General features: G+C 65.3%; 23 protein-coding genes. 12 read left to right on the forward strand and 11 right to left on the reverse strand.

What is annotated here, in order from left to right; all coding sequences use genetic code 11:
* Nucleotides 1-31: 31 nt before the first annotated feature.
* Nucleotides 32-901 (reverse strand): cation diffusion facilitator family transporter, encoded by an 870-nt coding sequence (locus ACNFHO_RS25515; RefSeq protein WP_112897251.1) that lies wholly within the window; start codon nucleotides 899-901, stop codon nucleotides 32-34.
* A 25-nt stretch (nucleotides 902-926) separates the two neighbouring features.
* A complete protein-coding gene (locus ACNFHO_RS25520; protein ID WP_054892836.1) occupies nucleotides 927-1,346 on the reverse strand; it encodes a hypothetical protein in 420 nt (139 codons plus the stop codon).
* Between the two features lie 119 nt (nucleotides 1,347-1,465).
* Between ACNFHO_RS25520 and hrpB the strand changes: the two genes are divergently transcribed.
* Nucleotides 1,466-4,000, forward strand: a complete 2,535-nt coding sequence (hrpB, locus tag ACNFHO_RS25525) for an ATP-dependent helicase HrpB (protein WP_416767765.1) — start codon at nucleotides 1,466-1,468, stop codon at nucleotides 3,998-4,000.
* A gap of 128 nt (nucleotides 4,001-4,128) precedes the next feature.
* On the opposite strand, the gene ACNFHO_RS25530 is transcribed toward hrpB, so the two are convergent.
* Nucleotides 4,129-4,902 (reverse strand): alpha/beta fold hydrolase, encoded by a 774-nt coding sequence (locus ACNFHO_RS25530; RefSeq protein WP_416767767.1) that lies wholly within the window; start codon nucleotides 4,900-4,902, stop codon nucleotides 4,129-4,131.
* 103 nt (nucleotides 4,903-5,005) lie between these two features.
* Between ACNFHO_RS25530 and ACNFHO_RS25535 the strand changes: the two genes are divergently transcribed.
* Nucleotides 5,006-6,442 carry an HD domain-containing phosphohydrolase gene (locus tag ACNFHO_RS25535; RefSeq protein ID WP_416767768.1) on the forward strand — a complete coding sequence of 479 codons (1,437 nt, stop codon included), beginning with the start codon at nucleotides 5,006-5,008 and terminating at the stop codon, nucleotides 6,440-6,442.
* 10 nt (nucleotides 6,443-6,452) lie between these two features.
* On the opposite strand, the gene ACNFHO_RS25540 is transcribed toward ACNFHO_RS25535, so the two are convergent.
* Together ACNFHO_RS25540 and ACNFHO_RS25545 are read right to left on the reverse strand one after the other, a co-directional pair.
* A complete protein-coding gene (locus ACNFHO_RS25540; RefSeq protein ID WP_416767770.1) occupies nucleotides 6,453-6,944 on the reverse strand; it encodes a hypothetical protein in 492 nt (163 codons plus the stop codon).
* A gap of 120 nt (nucleotides 6,945-7,064) precedes the next feature.
* Nucleotides 7,065-7,733, reverse strand: a complete 669-nt coding sequence (locus tag ACNFHO_RS25545) for a YciC family protein (protein ID WP_063542640.1) — start codon at nucleotides 7,731-7,733, stop codon at nucleotides 7,065-7,067.
* A gap of 151 nt (nucleotides 7,734-7,884) precedes the next feature.
* Here ACNFHO_RS25545 and ACNFHO_RS25550 point away from each other — a divergent pair, with 151 nt between their 5' ends.
* Both ACNFHO_RS25550 and ACNFHO_RS25555 read left to right on the forward strand, forming a co-directional pair.
* Nucleotides 7,885-8,622, forward strand: a complete 738-nt coding sequence (locus ACNFHO_RS25550) for a DUF2076 domain-containing protein (RefSeq protein ID WP_054892844.1) — start codon at nucleotides 7,885-7,887, stop codon at nucleotides 8,620-8,622.
* A gap of 71 nt (nucleotides 8,623-8,693) precedes the next feature.
* Nucleotides 8,694-9,173: an NYN domain-containing protein gene (locus ACNFHO_RS25555; RefSeq protein ID WP_054892845.1), complete on the forward strand. Its 480-nt coding sequence runs from the start codon at nucleotides 8,694-8,696 to the stop codon at nucleotides 9,171-9,173.
* Between the two features lie 10 nt (nucleotides 9,174-9,183).
* Here the strand turns inward: ACNFHO_RS25555 and ACNFHO_RS25560 are convergent, their stop codons facing one another.
* Nucleotides 9,184-9,642, reverse strand: a complete 459-nt coding sequence (locus ACNFHO_RS25560; RefSeq protein WP_054892846.1) for an Lrp/AsnC family transcriptional regulator — start codon at nucleotides 9,640-9,642, stop codon at nucleotides 9,184-9,186.
* Nucleotides 9,643-9,797: 155 nt separating this feature from the next.
* Between ACNFHO_RS25560 and yedA the strand changes: the two genes are divergently transcribed.
* On the forward strand, nucleotides 9,798-10,694 hold the full coding sequence (gene yedA, locus ACNFHO_RS25565; RefSeq protein WP_054892847.1) for a drug/metabolite exporter YedA: 897 nt from the start codon (nucleotides 9,798-9,800) through the stop codon (nucleotides 10,692-10,694).
* Nucleotides 10,695-10,797: 103 nt separating this feature from the next.
* Nucleotides 10,798-12,123: a DEAD/DEAH box helicase gene (locus ACNFHO_RS25570; RefSeq protein WP_416767772.1), complete on the forward strand. Its 1,326-nt coding sequence runs from the start codon at nucleotides 10,798-10,800 to the stop codon at nucleotides 12,121-12,123.
* A 184-nt stretch (nucleotides 12,124-12,307) separates the two neighbouring features.
* Here ACNFHO_RS25570 and ACNFHO_RS25575 read toward each other — a convergent pair whose 3' ends face one another.
* The 3 genes from ACNFHO_RS25575 to ACNFHO_RS25585 all read right to left on the reverse strand — a co-directional run bounded on the left by ACNFHO_RS25575 (nucleotide 12,308) and on the right by ACNFHO_RS25585 (nucleotide 15,385).
* Nucleotides 12,308-13,561, reverse strand: coding sequence for a TIGR03862 family flavoprotein (locus ACNFHO_RS25575; protein ID WP_416767773.1), 1,254 nt, complete (start codon nucleotides 13,559-13,561; stop codon nucleotides 12,308-12,310).
* Nucleotides 13,562-13,709: 148 nt separating this feature from the next.
* Entirely contained in the window at nucleotides 13,710-14,624 is a 915-nt protein-coding gene (locus ACNFHO_RS25580; protein ID WP_054892850.1) for a histone deacetylase, read from the reverse strand.
* A 71-nt stretch (nucleotides 14,625-14,695) separates the two neighbouring features.
* Nucleotides 14,696-15,385: a histidine phosphatase family protein gene (locus ACNFHO_RS25585; protein ID WP_063542652.1), complete on the reverse strand. Its 690-nt coding sequence runs from the start codon at nucleotides 15,383-15,385 to the stop codon at nucleotides 14,696-14,698.
* 183 nt (nucleotides 15,386-15,568) lie between these two features.
* On the opposite strand from ACNFHO_RS25585, the gene ACNFHO_RS25590 reads away from it, so the two are divergent.
* From ACNFHO_RS25590 to ACNFHO_RS25615, 6 genes are all read left to right on the forward strand, one after another.
* Nucleotides 15,569-16,138 (forward strand): GNAT family N-acetyltransferase, encoded by a 570-nt coding sequence (locus tag ACNFHO_RS25590; RefSeq protein ID WP_416767774.1) that lies wholly within the window; start codon nucleotides 15,569-15,571, stop codon nucleotides 16,136-16,138.
* A 90-nt stretch (nucleotides 16,139-16,228) separates the two neighbouring features.
* Nucleotides 16,229-17,098 (forward strand): acyl-CoA thioesterase II, encoded by an 870-nt coding sequence (tesB, locus tag ACNFHO_RS25595; protein WP_063542654.1) that lies wholly within the window; start codon nucleotides 16,229-16,231, stop codon nucleotides 17,096-17,098.
* Nucleotides 17,095-17,685 (forward strand): HAD family hydrolase, encoded by a 591-nt coding sequence (locus ACNFHO_RS25600; protein WP_063542656.1) that lies wholly within the window; start codon nucleotides 17,095-17,097, stop codon nucleotides 17,683-17,685. Before tesB ends, ACNFHO_RS25600 begins: the two co-directional genes overlap by 4 nt.
* 278 nt (nucleotides 17,686-17,963) lie before the next feature.
* On the forward strand, nucleotides 17,964-19,079 hold the full coding sequence (locus ACNFHO_RS25605) for an ABC transporter substrate-binding protein (protein WP_416767775.1): 1,116 nt from the start codon (nucleotides 17,964-17,966) through the stop codon (nucleotides 19,077-19,079).
* Nucleotides 19,076-20,137, forward strand: a complete 1,062-nt coding sequence (locus ACNFHO_RS25610) for a FecCD family ABC transporter permease (RefSeq protein WP_054892671.1) — start codon at nucleotides 19,076-19,078, stop codon at nucleotides 20,135-20,137. Before ACNFHO_RS25605 ends, ACNFHO_RS25610 begins: the two co-directional genes overlap by 4 nt.
* Entirely contained in the window at nucleotides 20,134-20,895 is a 762-nt protein-coding gene (locus ACNFHO_RS25615; protein WP_416767777.1) for an ABC transporter ATP-binding protein, read from the forward strand. Before ACNFHO_RS25610 ends, ACNFHO_RS25615 begins: the two co-directional genes overlap by 4 nt.
* Before the next feature lie 40 nt (nucleotides 20,896-20,935).
* Here ACNFHO_RS25615 and ACNFHO_RS25620 read toward each other — a convergent pair whose 3' ends face one another.
* Together ACNFHO_RS25620 and dmeF are read right to left on the reverse strand one after the other, a co-directional pair.
* A complete protein-coding gene (locus tag ACNFHO_RS25620; RefSeq protein ID WP_063542660.1) occupies nucleotides 20,936-21,280 on the reverse strand; it encodes a cupin domain-containing protein in 345 nt (114 codons plus the stop codon).
* A 79-nt stretch (nucleotides 21,281-21,359) separates the two neighbouring features.
* Complete coding sequence (gene dmeF, locus ACNFHO_RS25625; protein WP_416767779.1) at nucleotides 21,360-22,295, reverse strand: CDF family Co(II)/Ni(II) efflux transporter DmeF; 936 nt, start codon at nucleotides 22,293-22,295, stop codon at nucleotides 21,360-21,362.
* Between the last annotated feature and the right edge of the window lie 46 nt (nucleotides 22,296-22,341).

Here is a 22,341-nt window from a genome sequence, read left to right on the forward strand (position 1 = left end):
CAGGGGAGGCAGCGCAAATGTGCTCTGGCCGCTAGACAGGGTCGGCGTGCACCATGACATCTGCGCGCGGATAACGCTCGCGGATCGCCTCCGATGCCTTCACGCACAGGGCATGGGCGTCATGCAGCGGCAGTGCGCCGGGCAGTTCCAGGTGCAGCTGGACGAACCAATGGCTGCCTGACACACGGGTACGCAGGTCGTGCACGCCCTTGACGCCGGGAATGGCCAGGGCCAGTTCCTGCATGCGTTCGCCGATGTCGGCGGGGAGCTCCTGGTCCATGAGGATCGAGGTACTCTCACGGGCAATCTGCAGGGCGCTCCAGAGGATGTACAGCGCGATTCCCAGGCCGAACAGCGCATCCAGTTGTGGCCAGCCAAAGCCGGCCAGCAGCAGGGCGAGCAGGATGCTGCCGTTGAGCAGCAGGTCGGAGCGGTAATGCAGCGAGTCGGCACGTACCGCTGTGGAGCCGGTGATGCGGATGACCTTGCGCTGGAATGCCAGCAGCGCCACGGTCAACGCCAGCGACAGCAGCATCACCGCAATGCCCGCGCCCGTGTCGCCCAGCGGCTGTGGGGTCTGCAGGCGCTCCACCGCCTGGAATCCGATCAATACCGCACTGACCGCAATGAACAGCGCCTGGGCCATACCGGCCAGGGCCTCGGCCTTGCCGTGGCCGAAGCGGTGATCGTCGTCGGCCGGGCGCAGGGCGTAATGCACCGCCAGCAGGTTGAGGAAGGAGGCGACAGCATCGAGCGCCGAATCGGTCAGGCCCGCGAGCAGGCTCACCGAGCCGCTCAGCCACCAGGCAATCGCCTTGGCCAGGACGAGAATGCTGGCTACCGTCAGCGAAGCACGGGTGGCCAGGCGCAGCAGGCGTTGATGTTCGGCGGTGGCAGTCATGCGTGGCGTGTCATTCCGGTGTCGCTCAGGCGGCCGGGACCAGGCCGAAGGCGGCCAGCTGTTCAACGCTGCCACGGTGCTGGATCAGCCGCGGATCGTTCAGGGGCAGGCGCTGGCCCAGTTCGCTTTCGAGAATAGCCTGCAGCTTGAGGTTGTCGATCTTGCCATCGGCATCGACCGCAGGCTTGAGCTTGGCCGGGTCGACCTGGGCGGTCTTGCCGCCTGGGTAGTAGATGGCGCCCGTGGCGAAGTCGACACCGAAGGCGATCAGGCCAGGGATGACATAGAAGAGGATGCCGATCGCGTCCATGACGGCGACTACCGGATCGATCTTGCCTTCGATCTGGCCGCGACGGTCGGGATAGAGGATGGTGCCGCAGGCCGTCAGCTGGGTCAGCAGGGCGGCGATGAGGGCGCCACCGATGACGCGGGAATGGATGCGCATGTGAATCTCCGGAAAGGTGACTGCAGGAGGTCGGGCAAAAACGTCCGCACCTGATGCTCAGACCATGACGAAGCGGTCTCGGTTCGCCGTTATACTCGCTCGCCAGCTTGAGGACCACCATGAATTCTTTACCGATCGATGCTGTCTTGCCCGCCCTGCGTCAGGCCCTGGCCGAACGCCACGAAGCCGTGCTCGAGGCGCCGCCTGGCGCGGGCAAGACGACCCGTGTGCCACTGGCGCTGCTCGGCGAGCCATGGCTGGCCGGACAGCGTATCGTCATGCTCGAGCCGCGTCGTCTCGCGGCCCGCGCTGCCGCCGAGCGCATGGCCAGCGAGCTGGGGGAAAAGGTCGGTGAGACGGTCGGCTATCGCATCCGGCTGGATAGCAAGGTCGGGCCGGATACCCGCATCGAAGTGGTTACCGAAGGCATTCTCACCCGCCGCCTGCAGGCCGATCCGGCGTTGGAGGGCGTGGGGCTGGTGATCTTCGATGAATTCCACCTGAGAAACCTCGATGCTGACCTTGCCTTGGCGCTCACGCTCAATGGTCGTGAACTGTTCCGGGACGACACGGCGCTCAAAGTGCTGCTCATGTCGGCGACCCTCGAAGGAGAAAGGCTGTCGCGCCTTCTGGATGACGCTCCGATCATCACCAGCGAGGGGCGGATGTTCCCGGTCACGACGATCTGGGGCAAGCCGCAGCAAGCCGGCGAGTACATCGAGCCGCGAGTGATCAGCACCTGTCTCGATGCGCTGGCCGAGCAGTCGGGAAGCCTGCTGGTGTTCCTGCCGGGCCAGGCTGAAATCCGTCGCGTCCTGGCAGGGCTTCAGGACAGCCTCGATGCCTCCCCATCCCTGAAGCGCAATACGTTGCTTTGCCCGTTGCATGGAGAGCTCGACCTGAACCAGCAACGGGCCGCGATCGACCCTGCGCCACCGGGGATGCGCAAAGTGGTGCTGGCCACCAACATTGCCGAGACCAGCGTCACCATCGATGGCGTGCGGGTGGTCATCGATGCCGGGCTTGAGCGTGTTCCGCGCTTCGATCCACGCAGCGGCATGACTCGTCTGGATACCCAGCGGATCTCCAGGGCCAGCGCTACCCAGCGGGCAGGGCGTGCCGGGCGGCTGGAGCCCGGCGTTTGCTATCGCTTGTGGTCCGAAGCGCAGCACGATCAGATGGCAGGCTTCGCCACCGCCGAAATCCAGCAGGCGGACCTGACCGGGCTGGCGCTGCAGTTGACCAAGTGGGGTGTCCAGCCGAATGAGCTGGCGTGGCTCGATGCACCCCCTGCGGCTGCATACGCACAGGCCAACGACTTGCTGCGCCGCCTTGGCGCGCTCCAGGCGGATGGGCAACTGACCCGGCACGGTCAGGCGATGGCCGAGCTGCCGAGCCATCCTCGAATCGCCCATCTTCTGCTGCGAGGTCACGAGTTGGGGCTTGCCGAAACCGCGTGCACTATCGCGGCCTTGCTGGGAGAGCGGGATATACAGCGTGGCGCGGGCGCTGACCTGCACAGTCGGCTGGCCATTCTCAGCGGTGAGCAACGTGCCCAGCGCGGTGAGCAGGGAGGCGCGCAGCGCGCCAGGCAACTTTCCCGGCAGTATCGATCCTACCTGCGTGGCCCTGTGTCGCGAGCCGTCGCCGATCCTCATCATCCACGTTGGGTGGGCTGCCTGCTCGCGCTGGCTTATCCCGACCGTGTCGCCCAACAGCGACGTGATGGCGGGGCCGAATATCGCCTGGCCAATGGCCGGGCAGCGATGTTCACCGAGCCGGACGCCTTGATGAAGCACACCTGGCTGGCCATCGCGGACCTGGGCAGCCGACAGGGCCAGCGGGAGGAGCGGATCTATCTGGCCGCCGACCTCGACGCGGCGCTGTTCGACACCGTGCTGAAGGAGCAGGTCCGCACGGTGGATGAGCTCGACTGGGATGAGCGAGAGGGCGCCCTGCGCGCCGAACGACAGACCAAGGTTGGCGAGCTCGTGCTGTCGCGCACGCCCCTGGCCTCTCTGAGCGATGAGGCGCGCGTGCAGGCGCTGCTCGACTATGTTCGACGCAAAGGCCTGGAGCTTCTGCCCTGGACGCCTGACCTTCGTCAGTGGCAGGCACGTGTGGAGCTGTTGCGGGTACTGGATGAGGAAGCGGGTGTCGTCGGCCAATGGCCCGACCTGCGAGATGAGACGTTGCTGCAATCATTGGATGAATGGTTGGGGCCCTATGTCGGCAAGGTCGCCCGGCTCAGCCATTTCGCCCTGCTCGATCTGTCTTCGATCCTGCGCAATCTCCTGCCCTGGCCGCTGCCGCAGCAACTGGATGCCCAGGCACCCCAGACGATGGCGGTACCCTCGGGATCCAGTATTCGTATCGACTACAGCGAGCGCCCACCCGTGCTTGCCGTTCGACTTCAGGAGTTGTTCGGGCAGGCCGACACGCCACGCATTGCCAACGGCAGGCAGGTGCTCAAGCTGCACCTGCTGTCCCCAGCCCGGCGCCCGGTCCAGGTGACCCAGGACCTGGCGAACTTCTGGCGCTCGACCTACCTCGAGGTGAAGAAGGATCTGAAGGGCAGGTACCCCAAGCATTTCTGGCCAGATGACCCGTTGGTCGCGCAAGCCACTGCCCGCGCCAAACCCAGGGGTACTTGAGCTAGGCGATGATGCCTTGAGGCGAGTCGAGGGCGTGTCCGGAACGGATACACACCCTCGACTTTGCAGTTGCTTCACCGATAGCAGCAGCGAAAGCGTTCCTGCAAGGGCGAAGCATGTCGCGCAGGTCACTGACTGCTGGCAACCTTGTCCACCGCTTGCAGGATCACCTTGGCCACTTCGGCCGGCTGCGACTGCTGCGGCACATGGCTGGTCTGCAGTTGGGTGGTCTGTGCTCCCAGCTTCTTGGCGAAGGCGCGTTGCAGGCCTGGGTCGATCATGCGGTCCTGACCTGCAACCACGTACCAGGACGGTTTGCTGCTCCAGGCAGCAGCGCTGGTGCGGTCCTCGAAGGCCGAGGCGCGGATCGGGCCTTGGGTGGCAGTCATGATGTCAGTCTGGGCCTTGGGCAGGTCCTGGGCGAAGTCGGTGGCCATGCCTTGGGGCGTCAGGTACAGGTAGCCGTTGCTGTCGGCCGCGATCTGGCTGATGCCGGGTGGGGTCGGGTAGCCCTGGCCCAGGTCCTTGCTGGCCTGGCCGGCATCGGGTGCGAATGCCGCCACATAGACCAGCCCGCGGACGTGGGCGTCGGTACCTGCCTGGCTGATCACCGTGCCGCCCCAGGAGTGGCCGACCAGGACCACGTCCCCTTGCTGGTTGTTCAGCACGCGCCGGGTCGCGGCGACGTCCTCGGCCAGTGAGGTCAGCGGGTTCTGCACCACCGTGACCTTGATGCCCTGGGCCTGCAGCAGCGGCACGACCTTGGCCCAGTCCGAGCCGTCGGCAAAGGCGCCGTGGACGATGACCACCGAAGGCTTGGCGGTGTCGGCGAAGCTGCTGCCGAGGGTGAAGATCGAGGCAGTCATTGCTATTGCGGTGGCAAGCGTTTTGAATCGGAACATGGCGCGGTCTCCTGTGAGTGATGGCTGTATTCTCGGCAGGCTGTGCCTTCACGGGTATCGGTCGAATGACCGAGCCTCCAACTCACTGAACTGTGGACCGCTCATGCCTGTTGCCGACTACATCCCCCTGGAAGACGCCATCCTCGCCTTGTCGATGGTGGGTGACCTGAGCATGGGCCAGCCTATCGATCAGTCGCGCCGCACGGCGCAGCTGGCGCGCAGGCTCGCGCACGCCTGTATGGGCGAGGGCGACCACCTGCAGGTGGCCGCTGATGTCGCACTGTTGCGCTGGTCGGGGTGCACTGCCAATGCCGAAGATTTCACCCGCCTGCTCGGGGACGACGTGGGTGGCCGTCAAGCCATGCTCGCGCAGACCCTCGACGCCGCCGGGCAGCGGGCGATGCTGCAGACCGGGCCGCTGGCGCGCGTGCACTGCGAGGTGGCTGGCGAGGTTGCAGTTGCTCTTGGACTGGGCGCGCCAGTGGAGCAGGGGCTGCGGCACGTGTTCGAGCACTTCGACGGTAGCGGTCGCCCATCCGGCCTGCGTCATCCACAGGTGCCTGAGGTGGTGTATCAGGTGGTGCTGGCAGGTGACCTGGAGATCCTTTCGCGAGCGCGGGGTCTTGAGGCTGCGCTGGCCTGGATCGAGGGGCAGGCCGATCAGCGCTACCCGCGCAGCCTGGTGAGGGAGCTGCAGTGTCAGGCGGCCGACTGGTTGCATGACTTGCAGGAGGCTGAACAAGCGACGGCCTCGAATACAGCTTGCTCCGATGTGCCTTTGACCCTGGTTGCCGATGTCATCGACCTCAAGTTGACCTGGCTTGCGGGCTATTCGCGTGGTGTGGCTGCGCTGGTGCATGACGCCGCCGGGCTGATGGGCATGCCGGAGGCGCTGCAGGGCGTGCTAAGACAGGCGGCGCTGGTGCATGGCATCGGCCGCGCCGCGGTGCCGAACCGGGTATGGAACCTGCCGGGTGCATTGCTTGAGGGCGACCGCGAGCAGATTCGCCTGGTGCCCTACTGGACTCAGCGCGCTTGCGCGCAGATACCGGCATTGCAGCGTGCGGGCAAGCTTGCAGCACACGCCTACGAGCGTCTCGATGGCAGTGGTTATTTTCGTGGCGTGGAGGGTGATGCCCTGGCGCCGGAGCAGCGCTTGTTGGCCGTGGCGCTCGCCTGGCAGGCGCTGCGGGCCGAGCGCCCATGGCGAGCGGCGGTTGGCCAGCAGGAGGCCGAGCAGTTGCTCAGGCTGGAGGCGCAACAGGGGCGCTTCGACCTGCAGTGTTGTGAAGCCGTGTTCGCTGCCGCGCGCGGGGAGCGCAAGCTGCCGGCAGCCAAAGGGGGCGGTGGACTGTTGAGTGAACGCGAAAGCGAGGTGCTGCGCCAGATCAGCCTGGGTCACAGCAACAAGGAAGTCGCGCGGTTGCTGGGCATCAGTCCCAGTACCGTGCGCACCCATGTCGAGAGCACCTTCCGCAAGCTCGAATGCACCACGCGCGCTGCAGCAACGCTCAAGGCACTGACCCTCGGGTTGCTGTGAGCGCTGGGGTTCAGGTTGTGGGAACCACGAGGAACTCGGCGTCGTTCCCTTCGTAGGTGTTCAGGAAGTGGTAGGTGAAGTTATCGAAATGAGGGTCGTCCTGCCAGGTCTTCACGCCATGCCCTTCGTGATCACGCAAGCGGCAGACCCAGCCATTGGGCGCGTGCCGCAACGGTTCGAGTTTCCAGTAATCGGTCACCTCGCTGACCTGATAGAGCCCGAGATAGCCGCCGACGCTTCGCCCAAGCCTGCTGAATCCGCTCGACCTGCTGATCATGTAGTGCAGGCGGTCTTCGGTCTTGGAGTGAAACTCGAAGTCCAGAATCAGAGAAGGTTGGTCACCTCCCGCCTGCAGCCAGTCGTCCCCCGGAACTACGCCCCAGGTGAATTTATCCGTCGTTTTGCTCCGCCTGATCGGGACGAGCACGTCCCCCTTCATCCAGTAGAGCGTGGCTTTGAAGTCACGCTGTAGCTCGGTTGCGGAATCTGTTGTCATACCCATTGCATGCAGCTCCTGAGGGGGGCCCGCGACTGTCGGGCGTCGTTCAGGAGTGTCGATGCAATACGTTGGGCAGGGCACCGCGAACGCTTTCCAGAGCGTTGCCGTCATCCCGTACAGCTTTCAGTTTCCCGCAGCGGCGCCGGCCTCGCTCTCCAACAGCATGAACAAGCGGTACAGCACCACGCTGCTGAACAACTGCAGGAAGCCACTGAGGCTGTCCAGCACCAGTTGCGCGCCTGGCTGCGGCTCTGGGAAGGCCATCAGCAGCAGGCCATCGAGCAGCCATAGCGGTGCGAGCACCGACAGCACGCAGATCAGGATGCGCATGAAGTGCCCGGTGGTCATGCGTGCGCTCTCGCGCATCGACTGCATGACGGGAAGGCCGCGCAGGACCAGCAGATACTCGGCGAACACCAGCTTGATCATGATCCATACGCCCGGGAAGATGAACAGCGCCAGGCCCGCCATGATCAGCAGCGAGCTGATCAGGATCAGCAGGGCCAGCGCCGGCCACAACTGCACGGCGCGAGCGAACAGGTTGCGCTTGCTGATCTGTTGGCCGTTGCTGCGGGTATCCAGGTAGAGGATCAGCGCGGCGCTGTACAGCGGGTAGAACAGCAGGCTGACAAGCATGCCGTAGGCCGGCGAGGCGTCGTCACCCAACTGGCGGTACAGCAATTGGCTGAACAGGGCTTCCAGCACCACCAGCGGCAGGCACAACTGCAGGATGCTGGTGAAGTGACGGCGGAAGAAGTAGAGGGAGTCGCGCAGGATCGTCAGCGGGTTCATCGGTCTATATCGCAGGAAAAAGCAGTGCGTCACTTTAGCCCAGGAGCGGGCGATGCTGAAAAAAGTTTCATCGGCCCTGTAATTGAATCCTGACCAGGCACGCCCCATCTTTGACCTTGTCCGATGTTCCGCATGGCCCAAGAGGTAGCCCATGAACACTGAAGAACAAACCCTGATCGACGGTCTGTTCGGCCGCATCAAGCAGGCCGAGGATCCGCAGCAGCCGCGCGATGCCCAGGCCCAGGCGCGGATCGAGGAGCACCTGCGCCAGCAACCTGCGGCGCCGTACTACATGGCCCAGGCGATTCTGGTCCAGGAGGCGGCGATCAAGAAGCTCGACGAGCAGAACAAGCAACTCGAGGCCGAGCTCAGACAAGCCCGCGCCCAGGCCCAGCAAGAGGCGCCAAAGGCCAGCGGTGGCTTCCTGTCGAGCATCTTTGGCAGCAGCGCGCGTAGCCCGGAGCCTCAGCGTCCGGTCGCGCCACCCCCTGCCTCCGGTTCTGGTGGTTGGCGCGAGCCTGCGCCCCAGGCCTATGCCCCACAGCCCCAGGCGCAGCCGCAAGGTTTCGCTGCGGCCCCGGCGCGCAGTGGTGCGAGCAGCTTCCTCGGGGGTGCCATGCAGACCGCAGCGGGCGTGGCGGGCGGAGTACTGCTGGCGCAAGGTATCAGCAGCTTGTTCAGCCATAACTCGCAACCCAACGAGGTGGTCGAGGTGATCCGTGAAGAGCCGGCGCCGGCGAGCGACAATGGCGGCTGGAATGATCAGGACAACCAGCGCCAGGTTGCCGACAACGACGGTTGGGGCAATGATCAGGGCGGCTTCGTGGACAGCGACTACGACAGCGGCGGCGGTGGTTTCTTCTCGGACGATGACGACACCTTCGTCTGACGCGTCTGGCATAATCGCGGGATTCCCGGGGGCGCACTGCGCCCCTTTCGCCTTTATCCCGGGGCCACCAGGTGAAAAAGATCGCGCTGTTCGCGGATGTGCAGAACCTCTACTACACCGTGCGCCAGGCCCATGGTTGTCACTTCAATTACAGTGCCCTCTGGTCCCAGGTCAGCCGCGATGGCGCCATCGTCGAGGCCGTGGCCTATGCCATCGACCGGGGTGACAGCAAGCAGCAGCAATTTCAGCAGATCCTGCGCAACCTCGGTTTCGAGGTGCGCCTCAAACCCTACATCCAGCGCAGCGACGGCTCGGCCAAGGGAGATTGGGATGTGGGCATCACCCTGGACGTGTATGAGGCCGCCAGCCGGGTCGATCAGGTCGTACTGGCCTCCGGCGATGGCGACTTCGACCAGTTGCTCGAGCGGGTGATGCTGCGCCATGGCGTCGAGACGGTGGTCTACGGCGCGCCAGGGCTCACGGCGCTGTCGTTGATTCGCGCAGCCACGCGCTATGTACCGATCGAGGGTGATTTGCTGCTGCGTCACTGAACGGGCGCACTCACCCCTTCCTGCCATTGCCCTGCAAGTGGTCCAGCGGCACCCGGCGCTCCACCGCGCTGGACAGGATGATCGACGTCTTGCTGAACCCCAGTTGCGACACCTGGTTGATCAGCGCCTCCAGTTCATGCATCGAACCCACTGCCGCCTGCATGATCACGCACGGGTCGCCCGTGACCCGGTGGCATTCGGTGAGCTGGGGGATGCGCGCCAGGGCGTCATAGGCCTGCTGGTTGCCATGGCTGGCCAGGCGCAGTTCGATGATGCACTGGATCGGCAGGCCGATCTTTTCCAGGTCGACCTTGGCGGCGTAGCCGGTGATCACTCCGCTGGCCTCGAGTTTGGCGACTCGCTCGGCCACCGCAGGCGCCGACAGGTTGACCTGACGGGCGAGCTGGGCATAGGTGGCGCGACCGTCTTCGAGCAGGGCGGCGAGCAGCATGCGATCGTACTTGTCCATGGGTCTCTCGTTGCGAATGTGCAATCAACGGGAAAACAGGAGAATTACCGTTCATTGCAAAGTGTATGGGCCTATTAAACGTGTTTTGTAACTTATGTTTGCGGGAGCGCCTTCCTAAACTAAGTCACCCGTAAACGGATTTCGAGTCTTTTGTCATGCCTGCCTCCCGTCGTTTTCCCTGGCTGCTGATCGGCGCCTTCATTGCCCTCTACCTGGTCTGGGGGTCTACCTACCTGGCCATTCGCATCGGTGTCGAATCCTGGCCGCCGTTGCTGATGGCTGGGGTACGTTTTGTCATTGCCGGCAGCCTGTTGTATGGCTTCCTGCGCTGGCGCGGGGTGCCGGCTCCGACCTGGGCGCAATGGCGGGCGGCGGGGGCGATCGGGTTTCTGTTGCTCAGTTGCGGCAACGGTGGCGTGACCCTGGCCGAGCATGCCGGTGTGGCATCGGGCGTTGCAGCGCTGGCGGTGGCCACGGTGCCGTTGTTCACGTTGCTGTTCGGGCTGTTGTTCGGTCATCGCAATTCGCGTCTGGAATGGGCGGGGATTTTCCTCGGGCTTGCCGGTATCGGCTTGCTCAACCTCGGTTCGAACCTGCAGGCGAGCCCCATGGGGGCAGCGTTGATCCTGTTCGCAGCGGCGGCCTGGGCTTTCGGCTCGGTGTGGAGCAAGAACCTGCCCTTGCCCCAGGGCGCCATGGCCAGTGCTGCCGAGATGCTGGTGGGCGGTGCTGCGTTGTTGATCGGCAGCGCCCTGAGCGGTGAGCGCCTGACCCAGATGCCGACGGCGGCGGGTTGGGGGGCACTGGCCTACCTGATCTTCTTCGGCTCGATCGTGGCCTTCAGCTCGTACATGTACCTGCTCAAGCATGTGCGGCCGGCGGCCGCGACCAGCTACGCGTACGTCAACCCGGTGGTGGCGGTATTGCTCGGGATTGCCTTTGCTGGTGAACGCATCGGCGCCGAGGAATGCCTGGCCATGGGCGTGATCGTCGGGGCGGTGGTGTTGATCGGGCTGCCACAGTGGCGGCGCGCGCCACGGCAGGTGGCCTGAGGAGCAGGTGCATCCGGTGGGGGCAGCGGGCGTCAAAGCCAGCGCAACTCCAGGGGGCTTGCGGTAAACTGCCGCCTTCGCTGAACCCCCTGATGGTATCACCATGAATTTCGCCAAGCTCGGCCTGATCGAACCCCTGCTGCGCACCCTGCAGCAGCGGGACTATTCCACCCCGACCCCGATTCAGGCCCAGGCCATCCCCGCCGTGCTGGCAGGGCGCGACCTGATGGCCGCAGCCCAGACCGGTACGGGCAAGACCGCCGGTTTCGCCTTGCCGGTGTTGCAACGCCTGGCGCTTGAGGGTGAGAAGGTAGCCAGCAATTCGATCCGCGCGTTGGTGCTGGTGCCAACCCGCGAGCTGGCCGAGCAGGTGCACGCCAATATCCGTGAATACGCCGAGCACCTGCCGTTGAGCACCTACGCGGTGTACGGCGGCGTCAGCCTCAATCCGCAGATGATGCGCCTGCGCCGTGGCGTCGACCTGCTGGTGGCCACGCCGGGCCGCCTGCTCGATCTGTTCCGCCAGAACGCGGTGAAGTTCGGCCAGGTGCAAACCTTGGTGCTCGACGAAGCCGACCGCATGCTCGACCTGGGCTTTGCCGAAGAGCTGCAGGCCGTGTACGCCGCCTTGCCACGCAAGCGCCAGACCTTGCTGTTCTCGGCGACGTTCTCCGACCAGATCCGCATGCTCGCCGGCCTGGCCCTGAACGATCCGCTGAGTATCGAAGTCAGCCCGCGCAATGCCGCCGCCACCACCGTCAAGCAATGGATGGTGCCGGTAGACAAGAAGCGCAAGGCCGACCTGTTCTGCCACCTGATGCGCAAGCAGCGCTGGAAGCAGGCGCTGGTGTTCGCCAAGACCCGCAACGGCGTCGATCAACTGGTCGAGCGGCTGCTGGCAGAGGGGGTCAATGCCGATGGCATCCATGGCGATCGTCCACAGGCGACCCGTCAGCGGGCGCTGGATACCTTCAAGGCGCGTGAAATCCAGGTGCTGGTGGCGACTGACGTCGCTGCTCGCGGCATCGATATCGACGACCTGCCACTGGTGGTCAACCTCGACCTGCCGATCGTTGCCGAGGATTACGTGCACCGCATCGGTCGTACCGGGCGAGCGGGTAACAAGGGCGAGGCGATTTCCCTGGTGTGTGCCGACGAGGTGCAACTGCTGTCAGCGATCGAGGTCCTGATCCGCCAGACGTTGCCGCGTCATGAAGAGCCGGACTTCATCCCCGATCACCGGGTGCCGATGACCGATGCCAGCGGCCAGGTGCTGAAAAAGCCGAAAAAGCCCAAGAAACCCAAAGAGAACAGTGCCAAGCGCGGGCTCGGCAAGTGGATGGACAGCTCGGAAGATTCGGCACCGACGGTCAAGCCGGTGCGCAAGGTGCCGAGCTTCAACAGCGGGCCACGCAAGCGCAAACCCTAAAGCGCGGTCTTTGTTCAAAATCTAAGAGCCAGTCCAATCCCTGTGGGAGCGGGCTTGCCCGCGAAAGGAACACCGCGATGCATGGCACCGGCTACGCCGGTGTTCGCGGGACAAGTCGCAGCGGCAAACCGTCGCTCCCCCAGGGATTGGGCTGGCCTTTAGATTTCGGACAAGAGAGTGGCTCCTACAGGGAGGCCGCCTTACGCTCGTACAACCACTCCAGCGCCGCCCGTCCGGCCCGCAGTCCGCTGGCAAAGCACGCCGTCAGCAGGTAGCCCCCGGTCGGTGCTTCCCAGTCCAGCATCTCGCCGGCGCAGAATACTCCGGGTAGTTGCTTGATCATCAAGCCCTCGTCCATCGCCTCGAAACGCACGCCACCGGCACTGCTGATCGCCTCATCCAGCGGCCGCGTGCGCACCAGTTCGATCGGCAGCGCCTTGATTGCCTGGGCCAGGCGCACGGGGTCGGCAAAGGTGGCCTGGTCGGTCAGCTCGCGCAGCAGCGCGGCTTTCACACCGTCGATGCCGAGCTGCCCATGCAGGTGCTTGGCCATCGAGCGGGAGCCACGGGGCTTGGCCAGGGCCTGAGCGATTTTATCCACAGGGCGATCCGGCAGCAGGTCAAGCAGCAAGGTGGCGCGTCCGTTGCGCTCGATACCGGCGCGGACCGCCGCCGACCAGGCGTACACCAGGCTGCCTTCCACGCCTTGGGCGGTGAGGATGAATTCGCCCTTGCGCGGGGCACTGCCAGGTACGCTCAGGGCGATGTTCTTCAGCGGCGCGCCGGCGAACTTGTTCTTGAGCAGATCGCTCCAGGCCTGGACTTCGAAACCACAGTTGCTCGGACGCAATGGCGAGATATCCACAGCGCGCTCGGCCAGCAGTGGCACCCAGCTGCCGTCCGAGCCCAGGCGCGCCCAACTGCCGCCGCCCAGGGCCAGGACCACGGCAGTGGCGTGTACTAGGCGTTCGCCCTGTGGATAACCGATTCGCAGTGCGCCTTCCGCGTCCCAGCCAAGCCAGCGGTGCCGGGTGTGGATAACCACGCCGGAATCGCGCAGGCGCTTGAGCCAGGCGCGCAGCAGCGGCGCCGCTTTCATGTCGGTGGGGAAGACCCGCCCCGAGGTGCCGACGAAGGTGTCGATGCCCAGGCCGTGGATCCACTGGCGCAGGGCGTCGGCATCGAAATCACGCAGCAGCGCGTCGATGGCTTCGCGGCGTTCGCCATAGCGACCGATGAAGGCTGGGTAGGGTTCGGAGTGGGTGATGTTCATGCCGCCGACGCCCGCCAGCAGGAACTTGCGCCCCACCGATGGCATCGCATCGAACACCTCGACCGCCACACCTGCCTGAGCCAGGGCCTCGGCAGCCATCAGACCGGCGGGGCCGCCGCCGATCACGGCGACGAGGGGAGGGGAGGTGGTGTGGGAATCGGTCATGGTGGCGGCAGGCTGTGGAAAAGAGTCGGCATTCTACCCCAGCGGTGCCTGCGCAGATACTGTTCAAAAAATGAACAAATCTTTGCAGGTCAGGCAGTTAAAGGGCTCCAGGGGCTTTCTCGCAGGTTATCCACAAGCGGTTCCACAGTCATTGTGTGTAACCCAGCACCCGCGCCGCGGTGTGATGAAGGATGCCGTGACGCCGAGCCAGCGCCTCCCGGTCCTTGCTGTAACCGCCGCCGATCACCCCGACCACCGGGATATCACGGCCAAGGCAGTGGCGCAGTACCGCTTCGTCGCGGGCGGCGACGCCCGCATCGGTCAGTTGCAGATAACCCAGGGCGTCGTCCTTGTGCACGTCGACACCGGCGTCGTACAGCACAAGGTCGGGCTGGTAGAGCGGCAGCAGATAGTTCAGCGCATCGTTCACCACCTTCAGGTACGCCGCGTCGTCCATGCCGCGCGGCAAAGGGATGTCCCAATCGCTCTGGGCCTTGCGTGCCGGGAAATTCTGCTCGCAGTGCAACGACACGGTGATTGCCTCTGGTGTGTCGTGAAGGATGCGTGCGGTGCCGTCGCCCTGGTGCACGTCGCAATCGAAGATCAGCACGCGGTGTACGCGTCCGGCTGCGAGCAGGTAGTGGCTGATTACCGCCAGGTCGTTGAAGATGCAGAACCCCGCCGGGTGGTCGTAATGCGCGTGGTGGGTGCCGCCGGCCAGGTGGCAGGCGATACCGTGACGCAGGGCCATCTCGGCGGTCAGCAGCGAACCGCCGACGGCGCGCACGGTCCGCCGTGCCAGTGCCTCGCTCCAGGGCAGCCCCAGACGGCGCTGGTCTTCGCGTGAGAGCTCGCCATTCATGTAGCGCTCGATGTAGGCGCGGTCATGGGCCAGGGCAAGGATGTCGTTGGGGCAGAGTTCGGGGCGCAGCAAGGCCTGGTCGGTGGTCAGCCCGCTGTCGATCAGGTGATCGTGCAGCAGGCGGAACTTGTCCATGGGGAAACGGTGTTCCGGCGGGAACTCGGGGCTGTAGTCTTCGTGGTAGATCAGCGGCAGGGGCATGGGCAGGATCGCGGCTGGAGGCAGCGTTGATCTTGCCAGTGGGCCGGAATGCCACGCAACTCAAACACTCATCAGCGTTGTGCCGACGCCAGCACTCGTCGCCAGTCCGGCTCGTTCATGCGCCCGAGGATGCGCGCCTTGCCGCTGCCATCGACCGACACGAACAGCGCGCTGGCGTAGCCACTTTCGCGTTCGCCCGGGGCAACCTTGAGCGTGCGCTGGAAGTGATCGACGCAGCCGTTGTGGGTCACCAGCACAAGATTATGCCCTGCACGCTTGTGCGCCATGGCCTGGCCTGCGAAGCCGCTTTCGCAGCCTTCGAGCCAGTCCTCGCTGGTGACCGTGTCGCCGACGATGAAGTGCGCGGTCTGTCGGGTGCGCAGCTTCGGGCTGCTGAGCAGGTCGGCGCCGTCCAGCCCAAGGCGTTGCAACCCTTCTCCGACACGCTGCGCGGCTTGGCTGCCGGAGACGGTGATTCCGGTGGGGTCGTCCAGGCAAGGGCCGGGCGCGCTGTCGCAGCGCTCGGCGTGGCGAATCATCACGATCACGCTGCCTTCGGCCCACTTCTGCAACAGGCCGCTGGCGTTCAATTGTCGTTCATTGCCAAGGTTCACGATGTGCGTCCTCGTTGACGACCACAGCATCAATCCGGCCGCGGCCAGCACCAGGGCGAGGCCGGCGGCCCAAGCCTTGCGCGAACGTCGGTGTCGCTTGCGGCGGGTGGGGAGGGCCAGGTTTTCCAGGATGTCGCTCGACAGCATGCTCGGGCTCCGGCAGAGAGGGCCGCGCACAGGGCGGCGGCAGGTGATGGCATTCTGTGAAGCGGCCTGTCTGCGCCGAGTGAAGCCGTTGTGAAAATTGCATTGGGCCCGGGGGGGCAGGTGAAAAGCGCCCTCGGCGCCTAATCTGTAGACTGCAGGACTGAAAACCTGGAGCCCGCCCCGATGACCCCGATCCTCAAGCTCGAAAGCGCCCGCCTGGTGTTGCGCCAATGGCATGACGACGATTTGCAGGCGTTCGCCGAGATGTGCGCCGACCCGCAGGTGATGCGCTATTTTCCTGCGCCATTGACGCGTCTGGAGGCCGCCGCGTTGATCGGACGCATCCGTGGTCATTTCAACGAATACGGCTACGGTCTATGGGCATTGGAGCGCATGGACAGTGGTGCCTTCATTGGCCTGACCGGATTGCTCAACGTCAACTTCGACGCACCCTTCGCTCCGTCGGTCGAGATCAGTTGGCGTCTGGCCCGTCGTCACTGGGGCCAGGGCTTTGCCAGCGAAGCGGCCTGGACCTGCCTGCGCTGCGCATTCGCCCAGTTGCGCCTGGATGAGGTGGTGTCGTTCACCACTCAGGACAACGTACCCTCGCAGAAGGTGATGCAGGCGATCGGCATGGTTCAGGACGAGGCAGGCAGCTTCGAACACCCGCGGCTGCCCGAGGGGCACCCGCTGCGCCCGCACGTGCTGTATCGCATCGACCGGCCGCGCTGGGAGCGAACCCTGCATGCCTGAATGGGCCGCCATGCACGGAGGCAATGACAAATTCTGTATGATTTGCGCCAATGCCCGAATTGCCGTGACACCTGTTAGGAGAAGCCCCCGATGAGCCATGTGTTGGACGACCTGGTCGACCTGTTGAGCCTCGAATCCATCGAAGAGAATCTGTTCCGTGGTCGCAGCCAGGACCTGGGCTTTCGTCAGTTGTACGGCGGCCAGGTGCTGGGCCAGTCGTTGTCGGCGGCCAGCCAGACGGTCGAGGACGCGCGTCATGTCCATTCCCTGCACGGCTATTTTCTGCGCCCTGGCGATGCCAGCATGCCGGTCGTCTATTCGGTCGATCGGGTGCGCGATGGCGGCAGTTTCAGCACACGCCGGGTCACGGCGATCCAGAAGGGCAACCCGATCTTCACCTGCAGCGCGTCGTTCCAGTACGACGAGGGCGGTTTCGAACACCAGGTGCAGATGCCCGATGTAGTCGGCCCCGAGAACCTGCCCAGCGAAGTCGAACTGGCCCGCGCCATGGCCGACAAGCTGCCCGAGCGAATCCGCGACAAGGTGCTGTGCGCCAAACCCATCGAGATCCGCCCGGTGACCGAGCGCGATCCGTTCGACCCCAAGCCGGGGGATCCGGTGAAGTACGCCTGGTTCCGCGCCGACGGCAGCCTTCCGGACATCCCGGCGCTGCACAAGTACCTGTTGGCCTACGCCTCGGATTTTGGCCTGCTGACCACCTCGCTGCTGCCGCACGGCAAATCGGTGTGGCAGAAGGATATGCAGATCGCCAGCCTTGACCATGCACTGTGGTTCCACCGTGACCTGCGTGCCGACGACTGGCTGCTGTACGCCACCGACAGCCCGTGGGCCGGCAACGCCCGTGGTTTCACCCGCGGCAGCATCTTCAACCGCGCCGGGCAACTGGTGGCCTCGTCCACCCAGGAAGGCCTGATCCGCCATCGCAAGGACTGGGCATGAGCCTGCACGAAGTACGCAACTGGGTGTTCGACATGGACGGCACCCTCACCGTGGCGGTGCACGACTTTGCCGCGATCCGCGAGGCGCTGGAGATTCCGCCCGAGGACGACATCCTCACCCACCTTGCCGCGCTACCCCACGAAGAGGCCACGGCCAAGCACGCCTGGCTGCTGGAGCACGAGCGCGACCTGGCGATCGCCTCGAAGGCCGCGACCGGCGCGGTCGAGCTGGTACGCGAGCTGTCGGCGCGTGGCTGCCGACTGGCGATTCTCACGCGCAACGCGCGGGAGCTGGCACATGTCACGCTGGAGGCCATTGGCCTGGCGGACTGCTTCCCGGTCGAACACATTCTGGGACGCGACGAGGCGGCGCCCAAGCCCGACCCGGATGGCCTGTTGCAGATTGCCCGGGCCTGGGGTGTGGCGCCGTCGGAGCTGGTGATGGTGGGCGACTACCGCTTCGACCTGGATTGCGGGCGGGCGGCGGGGGCCAGGACGGTGCTGGTCAACCTGCCCGACAACCCCTGGCCGGAGCTGGCGGACTGGCATGCGGCGGATTGCCGGGCGTTGAGGGCGATGCTTGGCTGAAAGATTGCGCTGGGTTCTTCGCGGGCAAGCCCGCTCCCACAACAGCCGCCATAGCTTCTGAATACTGTGGTGTTGCCTGTGGGAGCTGTTGTTTGCCGCTGCGACTTGCCCGCGAAGAACACACCGCAACCCCAATGTAATGAAACGTCACCCATGACGATTCGCTGACATCCCACTACATACCCGGACACTGGCAAGGGCGGCCCGCTGACTAGAATGCCCGGTCTTGAATGAGACCGATTCTCTGTCACGCATCCGCTGTTGCCAGGAGCCCTCCGATGCCTTCCATTCTCCGTTCCGCGCGGCGCCTGCTGCCGTTGCTCATGCTGCTGGCCGCAGGCCTCGGCACTCTCCAGACCGCCAGCGCCGCCCAGGTTACCGACGTGCTCGGGCGCAAGGTCGAGGTCGATCATGCGCCCCAGCGTATCGTCCTCGGCGAGGGGCGGCTGTTCTTCGCCCTGGCCCTGCTGGATCGCGACAACCCGTTCCAGCGCGTGGTCGGTTGGCAGAACGACATGCGCCTGCTCGACCCGCACACCTACGAGGTCTACGCCAAGCTTTATCCACAGGTGGCCAAGCTGCCGCTGATCGGCCAGGCCTCGGAGCAGAGCGTCAGCGCCGAGCAGATCCTGGCACTGAAACCGGACTTGGCGATCTTCAGCATCGCCGGCGAAGGCCCGACCCAGCACAGCCCGGTCGCCGACCTGCTGGAGCAGGCCGGTATCCCGGTACTGTTCATCGACTTCCGCGTGCACCCGATCAAGAATACCCGCGTCAGCCTCGAAGCCCTGGGCACCTTGCTGGGTCGCGAGCAGCAGGCGCGGGAATACCTGGACCTCTACGACAGCCACCTCAAGCACGTCACCGACCAGGTGGCGGGGCTCAAGGACAGTGAGCGCCCGAAGGTCTTCCTCGAACTGCTGGCAGGCGTCTGGCAGGCGCCGGGGCACACTACCGGCAAGAGCGGCCTGGGCAGCGTGGTCGAGGCAGTCGGTGGGCACAACATTGCCGCCGACGTGGTGCCCGGAGCGCTGGGCGACGTCAGCGTCGAATACGTGCTCAAGGCCGACCCGGACGTGTACATCGCCACCGGCAACCGTGCTCCCGGCGTGCTGCTCGGCGCCGGTGTGAGTGCCGATACCGCACGCCAGAGCCTGGCCAGGATCATCGCGCGCCCCGAGTTCGCACCACTGCGGCCGATTCGCGATGGCCAGGCCCATGGCCTGTGGCATGACTTCTACAACTCGCCGTTCAACATCCTCGCCATCGAAGCCATGGCCCGCTGGGTTCACCCCGAGCGCTTCAAGGATCTGGATCCGCAAGCGACCATGACCGACATCAACCACTTGCTGAAGGTCGGCCTGGACGGCCACTACTGGATCGACGCCAAGTGACCGCCCAGGCTCTGGACGGCGCCGCGCTGGCAGCCTGGCGTTATCGGCGCCTGCTCTGGCGGCGTGCCGGGCTGGTCGGAGGGCTGGCCGTGCTGCTGGCGCTGGCGGTACTCGGCGACCTGGCCAGCGGCGCCTCCGGCATGGGGCTCGGACAGCTGCTGCATGGGGTGTTCGACCCGAATGCACTGAGCGCCACCGAACGGGTGATCATCTGGAACGTGCGCCTGCCTTATGCGCTCATGGCGGTGCTGGTCGGGGCCGCGCTGGCACTGGCCGGCGCCGAGATGCAGGCGATCCTCGACAACCCGCTGGCCAGCCCTTTCACCCTGGGTGTGTCCTCTGCCGCGGCGCTGGGTGCGTCGCTGGCCATCGCTTATCCGCTGTCGGTTGCCTGGCTGACGCCGAGCGCCCAGGTGACGGTGATGGCGTTCGTCTTCGCCTGCCTGTCGGTATTGCTGCTGCAGGCCATGTCGCGGCTGCGCGGCGCCGGGGTCGAGAGCCTGGTGCTGTTCGGTATCGCGCTGGTGTTCAGTTGCAACGCATTGGTGTCGTTGCTGCAGTTGCTGGCCACCGAGGATGTGCTGCAGCAACTGGTGTTCTGGACCCTCGGCAGCCTGGCGCGGGCCAACTGGCAAAAGCTGGGCATTCTTGCTGCGGTGCTGGCGCTGGTGCTGCCGTTCTCGCTGCGCGCCGCCCCGGCCATGACCCTGCTGCGCATGGGCGAAGACCGTGCCCGCAGCTTCGGCGTGGACACCCGGCGCCTGCGCGTCGCCTCGCTGCTGCGCATCAGCCTGCTGTCGGCGACCGCAGTGGCCTTTGTCGGCACCATCGGGTTTATCGGCCTGGTCGGCCCGCACATCGCCCGCCTGCTGGTGGGTGAGGACCAGCGCTTCCTGCTGCCGGCGAGTGCGCTGGTCGGGGCATTGCTGCTGTCGCTGTCGTCGATCGCCAGCAAGCTGATCCTGCCAGGGGTGATCGTGCCGGTGGGGATCGTCACTGCCCTGGTGGGCGTCCCGGTGTTCGTGGTGCTGGTGTTCCGGCGGGGGAGAAGGTTGTGAGCTTGCGTATCGAAGGGCTGTCGGTCAGCTATGGCGCGCGTCGGATCATCCAGCAACTGAGCCTGCCGCCGCTGCCGGCGGGCAGCCTGGTGGCGCTGGTCGGGCCCAACGGGGCGGGCAAGTCCACCCTGCTGCGGGCCCTGGCCGGGCTGGAGCGGATGCAGGGCGCGGTGCACCTGGGCGATGAGGACGTTACCCGCCTGAGTTTCGCCGAACGCGCCCGGCGCCTGGCCTACATGCCACAGCAACTGCCGCCGGGGCTGGCGCTCGGGGTGCTGGAGAGCATCGTCGCTGCGCTGCGCGTGGGGGCTGCCGATGACCTGTTGGCGACCGCCTTCGATGCGCTGCGCCAGTTGGGCATCGAGCACCTGGCCGAGCAAGGCTTGGACAGCCTGTCCGGCGGCCAGCGCCAACTGGTGGCCCTGGCTCAGTTGCTGGCGCGCAATCCACAGGTGCTGTTGCTCGACGAGCCGACCAGCGCCCTGGACCTGCACTACCAACTGCGGGTGATGGATGCGGTGCGTGAGCGGGTGGTGCGCCATCGGCTGTTGGCGGTCGCGGTGCTGCACGACATCAACCTGGCGGCCAGCCATGCCGATTGCCTGGTGATGCTGGAGAAGGGCCGGGTGGTGGCCTGCGGCACCCCGGCGCAGGTACTCGAACCGCAGTTGCTGGCGCAGGTATATGGCGTCGAGGCGCGGGTCGAGCAGTGCTCCCGTGGTCGCTTGCAGGTGCTGGTGGACCGGGCGCTGTGCTGAGCCTGCCGGCCCGGCTGCACGCCCGCTCCGTCGGCCGCAGTCAGGCGAAGACGAAGTACTTGCGTACGGTCTCGACCACTTCCCAGGTGCCTTTCATGCCGGGCTCGATGACGAACACATCGCCGCCCTTGAGGTGCTTGGGCTCTTCGCCTTCGGGGGTGATGATGCAGTAGCCCTCGAGGAAGTGGCAGAACTCCCACTTCTCGTAGTTGACCTCGAACTTGCCAGGCGTGCAGATCCAGGTGCCCATGATCTTGCTGCCATCGGCCGACAGGTAGGCGTTGAGGTTGACGGTGTGCGGGTCGCCGCCGATGCGTTTCCACTTGGTTGCATCGACCACCGGGGTCGGACAGGTTTCGCGCAGGACGGTGATGAAGTCGGACATGGCAGGGCTCCTGATGACGGGCTGAGTGACCCGTCACCTTAGGGGCTGGGCGAAAGGCACGGTTGCCTGCGCTCGACATTCATCTGTCTGGATGCGCTATGGCGTTCACCTCGACGGTGATATGCGCAAGCTCCTCGTGTTCCGCCAATGCCTGGCGTACACGGTCGGCACTCAGCTCTGTAGTGCAGGCCAGGCCGAGGATGCAGGCGTACTGGTCTTTGCCGACGCGCCACAGGTGCAGGTCGGTGATGTTCGCCTGGACTGGCAGCGCGGCGATCGCTTCGCGGATTTCTTCGACCAGTGGCGCGTCCATCTCGGCATCCAGCAGCACCCTCCCGGTGTCTCGCAGCAGTCCCCTTGCCCAAAGAGCCACCAGTACTGCGCCAAGCAGGCCCATGACTGGGTCGAGCCAGGCGGCGCCCCACAATTTGCCCGCCACCAGGGCGACGATAGCCAGCACGGAGGTCGCCGCATCGGCGATGACGTGCAGGTAGGCCGAGCGCAGGTTCAGGTCGTGTTGGTGGTGGCCATGCTCATGGTTTTGCTCGTGGTGGTGGGCATGATCGTCGCGCAGCAGCCAGGCGCAGATCAGGTTGACTCCAAGGCCGATCACAGCGATGAAGATTGCCTCGTTGTAGTGGATGGGACCCGGCGTGAGCAGGCGCTCGACCGACTGGAAGGCCATCAGCCCCGCGACCCCGAGCAGCAGCAGGGCGCTGGAGTAGCCGCCCAGGATCTCGATCTTCCAGGTGCCGAAGGCAAAGCGCCGATCTGTGGCATAGCGGCGTGCTGCGGCGTAGGCCAATAGCGAAAGGCCCAGGGCCAGGGCATGCGAGCTCATGTGCCAGCCATCGGCGAGCAGCGCCATGGAGTTGAAGAACCAGCCCCCGGCGATTTCCGCGACCATCATGATCGCCGTGAGCCAGACGGCCAGGCGCGTCTTGCGCTCGGCACCGAGGTTGCTGGTATGGAACTGATGGCTGTGCAGCCATTTGTCAGAGGCGGTGGCCTTCATGGTTTATCATGCTCCCGTATGATCCAGAAATATACTATACCCCAGT

This window comes from Pseudomonas sp. NY15374 (genome assembly GCF_048068255.1).
Classification (GTDB): Bacteria; Pseudomonadota; Gammaproteobacteria; order Pseudomonadales; family Pseudomonadaceae; genus Aquipseudomonas; species Aquipseudomonas machongensis.